Origin of the sequence: Shivajiella indica, from assembly GCF_042683085.1 — a bacterium.
Taxonomy (GTDB): domain Bacteria; phylum Bacteroidota; class Bacteroidia; order Cytophagales; family Cyclobacteriaceae; genus Shivajiella; species Shivajiella indica.
Genome location: NZ_JBHUIV010000025.1, coordinates 249674 through 261916, shown reverse-complemented (window position 1 = coordinate 261916; position 12243 = coordinate 249674). Strand labels below are relative to the sequence as shown.

General features: G+C 36.6%; 6 protein-coding genes and 1 riboswitch. Of the genes, 5 read left to right on the top strand and 1 reads right to left on the bottom strand.

Features of this window, described 5'->3' with window-relative positions:
* The 3 genes from ACFSKV_RS17475 (at window position 1) to ACFSKV_RS17465 (ending at window position 7607) form a co-directional block, all read left to right on the top strand.
* A complete protein-coding gene (locus ACFSKV_RS17475; protein ID WP_380805692.1) occupies window positions 1-1455 on the top strand; it encodes a TolC family protein in 1455 nt (484 codons plus the stop codon).
* A 456-nt stretch (window positions 1456-1911) separates the two neighbouring features.
* Complete coding sequence (locus ACFSKV_RS17470) at window positions 1912-6237, top strand: PAS domain S-box protein (RefSeq protein ID WP_380805689.1); 4326 nt, start codon at window positions 1912-1914, stop codon at window positions 6235-6237.
* A 146-nt stretch (window positions 6238-6383) separates the two neighbouring features.
* Entirely contained in the window at window positions 6384-7607 is a 1224-nt protein-coding gene (locus ACFSKV_RS17465) for a hypothetical protein (protein ID WP_380805686.1), read from the top strand.
* A gap of 4 nt (window positions 7608-7611) precedes the next feature.
* On the opposite strand, the gene ACFSKV_RS17460 is transcribed toward ACFSKV_RS17465, so the two are convergent.
* Complete coding sequence (locus tag ACFSKV_RS17460; protein ID WP_380805683.1) at window positions 7612-8166, bottom strand: RidA family protein; 555 nt, start codon at window positions 8164-8166, stop codon at window positions 7612-7614.
* A gap of 174 nt (window positions 8167-8340) precedes the next feature.
* Window positions 8341-8442, top strand: a riboswitch (SAM riboswitch).
* 55 nt (window positions 8443-8497) lie between these two features.
* Here ACFSKV_RS17460 and ACFSKV_RS17455 point away from each other — a divergent pair.
* Together ACFSKV_RS17455 and metH are read left to right on the top strand one after the other, a co-directional pair.
* On the top strand, window positions 8498-9541 hold the full coding sequence (locus ACFSKV_RS17455) for a homocysteine S-methyltransferase family protein (RefSeq protein ID WP_380805680.1): 1044 nt from the start codon (window positions 8498-8500) through the stop codon (window positions 9539-9541).
* Window positions 9534-12242, top strand: coding sequence for a methionine synthase (gene metH, locus ACFSKV_RS17450; protein ID WP_380805677.1), 2709 nt, complete (start codon window positions 9534-9536; stop codon window positions 12240-12242). Before ACFSKV_RS17455 ends, metH begins: the two co-directional genes overlap by 8 nt.
* Window position 12243 lies beyond the last annotated feature (1 nt).

Sequence of the window (12243 nt, the reverse complement as noted above, 5' to 3'; positions counted from 1 at the left end):
ATGAAGAAGAATTTCATTTGTAATATAGTTGGATTAGTAGCATTCTTTGTACTAACCCTTCAAGGATGTAAGACAGCCGAAATTTCCCCAAAACCCGAAAACCTTCAGATACCCACTGATTTTCAAACTGATCAGAAAGATGAAGGTAACTCAGCAGCTTTATTGCATTGGGAGGAATTTTTCGAAGATGAAATCCTTAAAAACCTTATCAAAATCGGTCTTGAAAATAATCAGGACAACCTAAAAACCCTGGAAAGAATCCGGATAGCCAAGGCAAATTATAGAGTAGCTAAAGCTGGCTGGTTGCCTGATTTCAATGGTGTTGCGGGAGCATCTAGAACTAAATTCGGAGAATATACTATGGACGGTGTAGGGAATGCCGATTCAAACCTCTCTCCGACGGTGCCTGAAGACAAGAAAATCCCTGATCCCTATCAGGATTTTATCATAGGTGCCGGATTTAACTGGGAATTGGATGTATGGGGTAAATATAGGAATATGAGGAAGGCAGCATCTGCGAGATTCCTCGCATCACAGGAGATGGCAAACCATGTCAAAACTTGGTTGATTTCGGAAATTGCAGTTGGATATTATAGGTTAATTGGTCTGGATGAGGAGATCCGAATTTTGGATGAATACATTAGACTCCAAGAATCGGCATTTGATCTTTCCAAAGACTTAAAAAATTCAGGAAAGGAAAATCAACTTGCCGTAGACCAATTTGAGGCATTGCTTATTAATTCCAAAACCCTTTTTGTTGAAAAACAAATGGAATTGAGATCAACTGAACTTTATATTACGAGTTTATTGGGTATTTACCAATTGGATCATGATAGGACTACGCTAGATAATGCACTTCAAATCCCTGAATTGATCAAAGTGGGTTTGCCTTCTGAATTATTAATATATAGACCTGACATTAGAATTGCGGAAAGAGAATTGCTGGCATCCAATGCAGATGTGAAAGCAGCAAGAGCAGCTTTTTTCCCTAACTTCAATTTGTTTGGAATGGCCGGTTTCAACGCTTTTGATTTCAGTAGGTTATTTTTTAATCCTGCCTCTACGGTTTATCAATTTGGAGCAGGGCTTACTGCTCCCATCTTTAACCGAAACCAGATTAGAATGGGATTTGAAACCGCAAATGCAATGCAACAAATTGCCTGGTATGATTATGAGCAGACGGTATTGAAAAGCTATTTGGAAATTCTGGATTTGGTTAATCAGTTTGAAGCATATCAATTGCAAGTCCAGCTCAAAACTAATGAAGTTGAAGTCCAAAAAAGATCAGTCGATAATTCCAATACCATGTTTATGGTTGGTTATGCGAACTACCTAGAAGTTATCAATGCCCAAAGCAGAGCGCTGTTGGCAGAAATTGAATTGGTTGAATTGAAAACGCAAAAATTACAAACAAATGTAAGATTATATAAAGCCTTGGGTGGAGGTTGGATATAAATTAAAACATTTCAAAGGTAATTTTGGATAAAATAAAAAAAGCCCCCGTAACTTACTGGGGCTTTTATTTTTTGGGATAACCCTTATTTGAACTTAAACACTTATTAGAGAATCTCTAAAAAGTATTACAATGTTAAATATTAATCTTGGTGAAAAAAATACCCAACATTAGGTATTTTTCATTTTCATTTACTTAAAAAAGTTAAATAATTAATTGAATAATCAAATTAATTCAGAATTTAACTACTAAAGTTTTGATTCATATTTGAATAAGTTAATGGGTTTTAAGGTATTAAACTAGCTTTGTTTTTTTATTTGAAGTTATTTTTTTGACATCTTTAAATTTGTTGGAAGGATGATTTTACAATTTATTTTAGTTAGCTTATCTTTTGGTTTTGATTTGGTTGAGTAACAATTAAATAGTCGATTACATTTTACTATAGAGGACCGGACCGTATGGCATATTTTGAAAAATTGGATATTTCCGTTTTCAGCTTTTTCGATGAAGTATCTGATCCAATGATGGTTTTTAGTGAAGATCAAATCATCTTCATTAATAAATACTGGATAGAGAATTTTGAACATAATTTTAAAAAATGGCAGGAATTTGTCAATAATGGTACCAGTCAAAATGAGCTCTATAGATTTTTTCTTGGTGGAGAAGTTCCGAAAACTGATTTTCTTAGAACTATTAAAGACAAAAAGGGGATATTGCATAAATACCATTGGGGATTTATCAATCTAACTTCCAACAATGATCAAAGATATTGTCTGGCAAAGGGAAGGCACCATATTACCCTCAGTGATTTGATGGACCCAACTTCTGCTGAGATCCAGTCTAAAGATTATCTAAAGGAATTAGGGTTTGTCCAAACTATCTTAAGAAATAGTCATGATCTTTTGGTCATTTTAGATAAAAATGGTGATTTTAAGTTTGTCAGTTCTGCGGTAATTGATAAGTTAGGGATTGAACCGGATGCTTTAATAGGTAAATCTCTCAGGGACTTTATTAAAGAAGGTTTAATTGAAATTACTGAGGGAAATTTTGAAAGGATTTGGGAATCCAAAGAAGAGGAAAAGATTGATTTTTGGGTAAGGAAACCGGATGGGAAGCGTGTTTTTCTGGAAAGTTTTGTCAAAAATTTATTGGATGATCCGGCTGTAGAAGGATTTTTATTCTCCGCAAGAGACGTAACTGAATATTACAAAGCAAAGAAATCACTTCAAAAAAGATACGAGCTTGAGATTTTGATCAACAAAATTTCTGCAAAATTTGTCAATGCTGATTTTCAGAAACTTGACCGGGTTTTTAATGAATCCCTTTTAATGTTAGGCGAATTTGAAAAAGCAGATAGGGCATACATTTTTTTAGTTCAGGACGAAATAGGGATGCTTGAATATGCATATGAATGGACCAATGATGGAATCGATCCACAGATCGATTTTTTGAAATTTATCCCTATTGAAGAAGACGCCCATACGATCAGGTCTTTGAGAAATGGAGAAATTCTCATTATCCCGGATGTGGAAGAATTGGATGATTCCATGGTAGTTGAAAAGGAAGTATATCAACAACAAGGAATAAAATCTGTAATTTTAATTCCCATTTTCTCAGAAAATAGGCTTATTGGATTTTTTGGATTGGACGCTGTACAGGGAAAAAGGGATTGGCATGAAAAGGATGAGTATGTATTGAGGCAATTAGGGGATATTTATGCCGGAAGTTTTATTAACAGGGCCATCAAAAAGAGCTTGGATAGGAATGAAAGACTTTTGGAATCGACAGAACTTTTGGCAAAATCCGGGTCCTGGAGATTTAGTTTCAGCAAGAACAAACTCTTTTTTTCAAAAGGTCTAAATAAAATTTTTGAATTGGATGAGAAAATTACCGCAATAAACATAATTGAATTAATTAGAAAAGTTGATAAAGGGGAAAGAAAAGGTCTTTTAAAGAATATTAGAAAAACATTATATGAAAAAGCCGGGTCTTCAGGGGAATTCATTATTAAGTCCAAAGATGGTAAAGAAAAAATAGTCAACTATAATATTGAAGTCAAATCGGTTGATGAGAATGGTAAACCGGAAATATACGGGTATTGTACCGACATTACCCACAAAAGAGATGCTGAGAACTACCTAAAACTGCAATCTCAAATTCTTGCTCAAGTGGATGATCCGATTTTTGTAACGGATAATCAATGGAGTATCTTATATATGAATAAAGCTGCTTTAGCAGAATGTAGAATTTTTCCTGAAAGTAAATTTAAAGGAGCTGTTTTTGATCTTTTTGATTTCCTCTCAGAGGATGTTGCTGAGATCAAAGCAGCGATTACAGATTTAAGAGATTCAAAAGTTTTTAGAAAAGAATTAAACTTAAAGGCTTTAAATGGTCTAGTTCAGCCCTATGATTTATCTGTACAGGCCTTTTCAAATGATGATGGGGACAAATTGGGTTATTCATTTGTCATAAGAAACCTTTCCATTTTACAAAAGCAGGAAGCCTTGGCGAAAAGGGCCAAAATGGTAGTGGAAAGTAGTCCCGCGGTCCTTTTTACTATTGATCCAAATGCAAATTTTAAATTTCTGTATATTACTGAAAACATCAAGCAATTCGGTTACAATGCTGAAGATCTGATTACAAGAGGTGAGAGCATATTAAGTTTGATTCATCCTGATGATGTAGAAGAGTTAATGGCATTCCATCTTAAGGGATCAGACTTGAAGGGAATTCCTGCTTATTCAGGCGAATACCGGCTGAGGAAAAAAAGTGGCGAATACAGGTGGGTGGAGGATAAATCAAGGGAGATCTTGGACCAAGAAGGAAAAGTGGTCTTGCATGAAGGACTTTTACAGGATATTACAGAAAGAAAAAAATCAAGAGAAGAAATTATCAGAAGTCAGGAGAGGTATAGGGTTTTGGCATCAAATATACCTCTAACCAGTGTTTTTCTCATTGACAAAGACTTAAGATATATTGTAGCTCAGGGGAGCACCATGCGGAACTGGGGAATGAGACCCTCAGATTTTGAAGGCAAAACCTTATCAGAAGTCCATAAATACAACCTTAGTGAGATAGAGCCAGCAGTAAAAACAGCATTACTGCAAAAAAAAGATGTTCATAAAACATTGATTTTTAGGAAGAAAATTTATGAAATGATCATTAAACCTATTCTGCATGATGATGAAGTGGAATATGCATTGGGTATATTAAGGGATATCAATGAAGAATATGAAGCCAAGGAAAACTTAAGAAAAAGTGAGGAAAAATATAGGAGGTTAGTGGAAGAGTCTACGGAAATTATTTTTTCTATGGATACTGATTTGACCTTGACTTATGTTTCTCCCAATGTCAGTCAATTTTTAGGTTACCAGCCTGCTGAAGTTTTGCAAAGAAAACTTACAGAATTTTTGCATGAAAGTGATCTGATTGAGTTTGAAAAAATGGCTTCTGAGCAGATTAATTTTCTGGAAATAAATCAAGTACTTGAATTCAAACTAAAGAGGAAAGATGGGGAATTTAGGATTTTCAGTTCCAATGGCAAATTAATTTCTACAGAAGAGGGCGTATTTTATAATGGGATTGCAAGAGATATCACCTTACTAAAAGAAGCACAAAGAGAGCTTTATTATGCCAAAGAAAAAGCGGAACAGGCTTCCCGTGTAAAATCCCAGTTTTTATCTATCATGAGTCATGAAATCAGGACACCTATGAATGCTGTCATTGGAATGTCTCATCTTCTGATTGAGGATAATCCAAGGCCTGATCAACTGGAAAACTTAAAAACACTGCAGTTTTCTGCTGAAAATTTATTGGGCTTAATCAATGATATTCTTGATTTTACCAAAATTGATTCTGGAAAGGTAGAACTTGAACATGTTGATTTTGAGATTAGGAATGTTATTAACAGGATAATTCATTCCTACACCTATCAAGCAAGAGAAAAGTCATTGGATATTATTCTGGAAATTGATGAAAATATCCCTACCAGACTTTTTGGAGATCCGGTTAGATTGGGACAGATTGTGAATAACCTGTTGTCCAATGCAGTGAAATTTACGCAAACGGGCTACATAAAAATAGTATTGACCCGCTTCGATGAGAATTCAGAAGACATAGCCATTGAGTTTGTATTCGAAGATACAGGAATAGGAATTCCTGAAGAAAAACAGGGAACAATATTTGAAGCTTTCACCCAGGCTAGTGCTGAAACGACGCGGAAATTCGGAGGGACGGGCTTAGGATTGGCAATTGTTAAAAGACTATTGAAATTGTTCAACTCAGAAATTGATGTAAGAGCAAGAAATGGGGGAGGAACTGTATTTTCATTCGTGATCAGATTTGAAAAAATCAAAGCTTTTACTGATATCCATTTTAAGAAAATTGTATCATCAGATAAAAACCTTCAAAATGCAAAGATTTTGGTGGCTGAGGATAATTTGGTCAATCAGATTATGATCAATAAATTTCTTACAAAATGGGGTGTCCATGAAATTGTGATGGCAAATGATGGGAGAGAAGCGATTAGAGAGTTTGAACTTCATTCATTTAATCTTATTTTACTGGATCTACAGATGCCGGAATTGGATGGCTTTGCTGTGGCCCAGTACATCAGAAGACACAGGGATCTATCTAAGAGAAATGTTCCTATCATCGCATTGACTGCATCCTCTCTAATAGATGTGAAGGTTCAATTGGAAGAAGTTGGAATGGATGATTTTATTCCCAAGCCATTTAATCCTGATAATTTATATTCTAAAATCATTAAGTTTTTAAATGTATAAAATTCATTTAATTCAACGTTGTTTTCGAGTTTAGCTTTATTTTTGGAATGTAATTCAATCTGATGAGGACCTTAATCATTTGTATTTTATTTGGTTTGGCCAGCCATTTAGTTTATAGTCAGTCTGATGGAGCAAGTCGGTCGACAATGTACTTAACTATTGGCAAGACTGGTTCAAATTTGAGGGAATTCAATAATTTGCTTGAAAATAAGGGCCTTACACCCATGAGGAAGGGTTACACTAATTTTAATTTTGGTTACCAAGCCAGGTATAATGATTTTATTTTAGGTCTCGAATTAGGCCAGAATTCCGGTCCAAAATCATTTTTCAACGGATATGAAATCGATTATAGAACTACAAGATTTTTACTCAATGTTGGATTTTCGTTAACTGAGGAGGGGAGATTTCAATTGATACATTACATGTCAGTTGGATCCGGGTTTCTGAATTTTCAAATGTTAAAAGAAAATGAATCAGATAATTTAGACGAATTTCTTCAAAATCCTGAGCATGGATTTATTTTAAGAGATGGAAATATCCATAAGAATTCACTCAATCTGTCAGGATTTTTAACGGAATTTGGATTTCACATGAGTTATGATGTCCCCATCCCAGGTAGAGATGAAGCATTGGCCTTAATTGCAAAATTTGGCTATTCATTCAGTCCACTTGAAGATTCATGGAAATTAAATGGGATCAGTTTTAATACGCTACAATCCGGGGCCTTTTTTAAGATTGGAGCTGGCTTGACATTACCTGATTACAACTATTTTTATAAGGATGCAGCCTTGGGGGCACATATCTTTTATGGCGTGCATTTTACAAGTCCTGATGCACTTAACAGGCATTTGGTTGACAATGGATTACAGCCATTCTCGGGTAAACCAAGCAATTGGGGCCTGAAAGTGTTGGGTTATAGCAAAAATTTAATGTATGGGATAGACTTTTTCAATCTTGGTTTAGGCGGAAAGGCAAGTGATACCCAATCCCATACCTTAAGTAGCATCCGTGTTTATGCAAATGGAGGCCTTAAATTTTTGGATTTAAGAAACCTTGAAATGGGTGCTTTGGCAGGATTGGGTTTTGGGAACCTGAGATACACAATTACCTATGACAATAAGCCGGATTTCCCAAGATTGTTTGAAGAACCTGATTACGATGGTTATCTAAGAACTTATGGTGCCATGGCCAAACCAGAGCTTTTCATTACCTATGGCATTCCACTAAACCAAAAAAATGCCTTTGATTTGGTTTTAGGTGCACATTCAGGATATGAAATCGCATTGAGTCCTTACAATCTTGCAGGCTTATCTATGTTCAAATATATGGCTAATCCTTACCTTCAATTCAGTGTTGGAATCAGGCTTTGAGTTTTTAATCTTCAACCTCAACAATAACCTCGATTTCCACTGCAATATTCATAGGCAGGGCATTCATGCCGACTGCAGATCGGGCATGTTTTCCTTTTTCTCCAAAAACTTCTACCATTAAATCGGAAAAACCATTGATTACCTGAGGTTGCTGGGTAAATTCCGGGCTACAATTTACCATACCCAGGACTTTTACAATTCTTTTTACTTTATTTAAGTCACCCAATTCTGATTTTAAAACAGCGAGTTGAGCAATTCCAACCAATTTTGCAGCCTCTCTACCTTCTTCTATACTTAAATCTTCTCCGACTTTTCCTGTTATATAAGAACCATCAGGTAGTCCAGGTCCTTTTCCTGACAAAAAAAGCAGATTTCCAACTCTTACAGCATTCACATAATTGGCAACAGGAGAGCTGGCTTCCGGCAAAGTAATCCCCAATTCTTCCAGTTTTTTTTCTGCATTCCAAGTACTGGTTTTTTCAATGGTTGATGAAGTTGTGTTTTCATTGGAACAACTTAAAAGTACTGGCAAAATAAAAGCAAGAATAAGTCTTTTCATGGTTTAGGATTTTATTTTTGCCCAAAATAAGAGAGTTAATTGTTAATTCAAACAAAGAGGTGAAACATTGAAATATCTATAATTATTTTAGCGCTTATGGGAGTTTTCAATGTAAAAACTGATAATTTTTAGAAAATTGTAATAATTTTAATTTTTTGAGATTAACTTTGAACTTGCTTATCGAGAAAGACTGAGGGATGGGCCCTGTGAAGTCTTAGCAACCTGAATAAACAAGGTGCTAATTCCCATTCCGGAAACGCCGGAAAAAGATGAGCGGAAGAATTTCATTTTCATCCGGTTTGACTCGCATAAGCTTTTATCTGATAATGTAATGAACAGAAGCGAGTTATTACTTTCCTTAGCCAAGAAAAAAATCCTGATTTTGGATGGTGCCATGGGCACCATGATCCAACGGTATAAACTTTCAGAAGAAGACTTCAGGACCCCTGAATTGGCTAATCACCCCAAACCTCTTAAAGGCAATAATGATTTATTGTCCCTTTCAAAACCTGAAATCATCAAGGCCATACATGCTGCCTATTTGGAAGCAGGATCCGATATCATTGAAACCAATACATTCAGCGGCACTTCTATTGCTCAGGAGGACTATGGTCTACGGCACTTAGCCTATGATATAAATTTCCATTCTGCTAAAATTGCCAGAAAGGTTGCTGATGAATTTACTGCTAAAAATCCGGAAAAACCCCGATTTGTTGCAGGTGCTTTGGGACCGACAAATAAAACAGCCTCAATTTCCCCAGATGTGAACGATCCGGGTTTTAGGGCAATAACATTTGATCAATTGTCAGAAGCATACAAGGAACAGGTAAGAGGACTTTTGGATGGAGGAGCTGATATTTTATTGGTGGAGACTATTTTTGATACCTTAAATGCGAAAGCAGCATTATTTGCCATTCAGGAAGTTTTTGAAGAAAGGGGGCTTCCTTTAAGTCCCGAGGAAGGGGGAATTCCTGTAATGATTTCTGGAACCATTACTGATGCATCAGGAAGAACACTATCGGGTCAGAATACTGAAGCTTTCCTGATTTCGGTTTCCCATGTTCCTTTGTTTAGTGTAGGGCTGAACTGTGCGCTCGGAGCAAAGGAATTAAGACCGTATTTAAAAGTAATTGCTGACAATGCTCCTTTTTATGTTTCTGCTTACCCCAATGCCGGATTACCCAATGAATTTGGTCTGTATGATCAAGGAGCAGAAGAAATGGCCAACCAAATAGAGGAATTTCTGAAGGAAGGCCATGTCAATATCCTAGGAGGTTGTTGTGGTACTACGCCAGAACATATTGCTGCAATTGCAAAAATTGCAGAAAAGTATCAGCCTAGAAAATTAGAATTCGAGCAGAAAGAAGATGAGTAAAATCCAACAATCTAACCTATTAAAACTTTCTGGTTTAGAACCTTTGGTTTTTTCCCCAGAAATCAATTTTGTTAATATTGGTGAGCGGACCAATGTGACCGGATCTAAAAAATTTGCAAGGCTCATTTTGAACGGACAATATGATGAAGCGCTTGAAATTGCTCTGGATCAAGTCAGGGGAGGCGCGCAGATTTTAGATGTCTGCATGGATGAAGGCATGTTGGATGGGGTCGCGGCCATGCAGAAATTTTTAAACCTGATTGCCTCTGAGCCTGAAATAAGCAGAATTCCTATTATGATTGACTCATCCCGCTGGGAAATTATTTTGGCAGGTCTGAAATGTATTCAGGGAAAAGGGATTGTTAATTCCATTAGTTTGAAGAATGGAGAGGAAGAATTTATTCACCAGGCAAAAACCATCAAAAAATTTGGAGCTGCTGTGGTAGTAATGGCTTTTGATGAGGGAGGTCAGGCTGATACTTATCAGAGAAGAATTGATATCTGCAAGAGGAGTTATGATATCTTGGTCAAAATAGTCAGTTTTAACCCTCAGGATATTATTTTTGACCCAAACATTTTTCCAGTAGCTACCGGTATGGAAGAACACAGGAAAAATGCACTTGATTTTTTTCACGCCACTCAATGGATCAAACAAAATTTACCTGGGGCCAAGGTCAGCGGAGGAGTAAGTAATGTTAGTTTCTCCTTTAGAGGTAACAATCCGGTAAGAGAAGCGATGCATGCGGCTTTTCTTTACCATGCCATTCAACATGGAATGGATATGGGTATCGTCAATCCTACCATGTTGGAAGTCTATGATGATATTCCAAAAGACCTTCTTAAAAAAGTTGAAGATGTTCTTTTTGACAGGTCTGATGATGCGACTGAAACATTATTGGCTTTTGCAGAAACTGTCAAATCAGATGAAAAAAAGGAAACTGTTACAGAGACATGGAGATCCGATCCGGTTGAAAAAAGAATTGAACATGCACTTGTAAAAGGAGTCATAGATTATATTATAGAGGATACCGAAGAGGCAAGGTTAAAGTATCAAAACCCATTGAAGGTAATTGAAGGTCCATTAATGGATGGTATGAATGTAGTAGGAGACTTATTTGGAGAAGGTAAAATGTTTCTTCCACAGGTGGTAAAGTCTGCTAGGGTGATGAAGAAGGCCGTCGCATATTTGGAACCGTTTATGCCTAAGATTGGTGATATAGGGTTTAATGCAGAGCAAAGCAGTATCAAGAAAATTTTACTGGCAACAGTAAAAGGCGATGTACATGATATTGGGAAGAATATTGTAGGAGTGGTATTGGCGTGTAATAGTTATCAGATCATTGATTTGGGTGTGATGGTCGATGCGCAGAAGATTATTGATGAGGCGGTAAAGAACAAAGTAGATATCATAGGGTTGAGTGGTTTGATTACCCCATCTTTGGATGAGATGGTTTATGTAGCTTCAGAAATGGAAAGACAGGGTTTAAAAATTCCACTTTTAATAGGTGGGGCAACAACCTCAAGGATCCATACAGCAGTGAAAATTGATCCTGTTTACAGTGGAATGGTAATTCATGTTACTGACGCATCCAAGTCCGTTCCGATTGCTGGAGAAGCTATTTCAGAGGAGACTAAAGAAGCTTACCATCAAGAAATCAAAGAAACTTACAGAAAATTAAGGGTAGATCATGAAGCCAAACAACAAGTAAAGCAAATGGCTACCTACGATGAAGCCAAAGCAAATCCTGTCTTTATTGATTGGGAGCATTATGAACCGATTGTCCCTAAAAAACCGGGATTAACTGTTTTCAAAGAATTGGATTTGAGCATACTAAGAAAATATATTGATTGGACACCTTTTTTCAATACCTGGATGCTTAGCGGAAAATTCCCGAAAATCCTGGAAGACGAAATTGTTGGACAAGAGGCTAAGAAACTATTTGCAGATGCCAATCAGATGCTGGATCAGATAATTAAGAAGAATTGGTTAAGGGCCAAAGCTGTAGTGGGTATTTTTCCTGTATTAAGAGAAGGGGATGACCTGATCATATTGGAAAGTAAGAGGGACCACCCATATAAATTCCATTTTTTAAGGCAGCAGGGTAAAAAAGGGAAAGGGGTTCCGAATCGTTCATTGGTGGATTATATACATCCTGAAAAAACTGATTATTTGGGTGGCTTTGCAGTGACCGCTGGTTGGGGTATAGAGACCAAACTTAAGGAATTTCAAGAAAAGCATGATGATTACCATGATATCATGTTAAAGGCTTTGGCAGATAGATTAGCGGAAGCAGGAGCGGAATATTTACATGAGTTGGTCAGAAAAGATATTTGGGGATATTCTAAACAGGAATCATTGGACAATGATGCCCTTATCAAAGAAGAGTATTTTGGAATCAGACCAGCCCCAGGATATCCGGCCTGTCCTGAGCATTCCGAGAAAAAGACTTTATTCAATCTCCTCGAAGTGGAAAAGAATACAGGGATCACACTAACCGACAGTTTTGCCATGTATCCGACCTCATCAGTTAGCGGATTTTATTTTGCCCATCCCGAAAGTAAATATTTTGGCCTTGGGAAAATTGGGGAAGACCAGGTTGTGGATTATGCCCATAGGAAAGGTGTGAGCAAAGTTCAAGCTGAAAGATGGCTTTCTCCCAATCTCGCTTATTCACCATCATTAGAAGTACAAGAAAACTAAT

Bases quoted from the DNA above. Each gene is read 5' to 3' on its own strand.
- ACFSKV_RS17475 (WP_380805692.1), top strand. From the start codon at position 1: ATGAAGAAGAATTTCATTTGTAATATAGTTGGATTAGTAGCATTCTTT.
- metH (WP_380805677.1), top strand. From the start codon at position 9,534: ATGAGTAAAATCCAACAATCTAACCTATTAAAACTTTCTGGTTTAGAA.
- ACFSKV_RS17455 (WP_380805680.1), top strand. From the start codon at position 8,498: ATGAACAGAAGCGAGTTATTACTTTCCTTAGCCAAGAAAAAAATCCTG.
- ACFSKV_RS17465 (WP_380805686.1), top strand. From the start codon at position 6,384: ATGTACTTAACTATTGGCAAGACTGGTTCAAATTTGAGGGAATTCAAT.
- ACFSKV_RS17470 (WP_380805689.1), top strand. From the start codon at position 1,912: ATGGCATATTTTGAAAAATTGGATATTTCCGTTTTCAGCTTTTTCGAT.
- ACFSKV_RS17460 (WP_380805683.1), bottom strand. From the start codon at position 8,166: ATGAAAAGACTTATTCTTGCTTTTATTTTGCCAGTACTTTTAAGTTGT.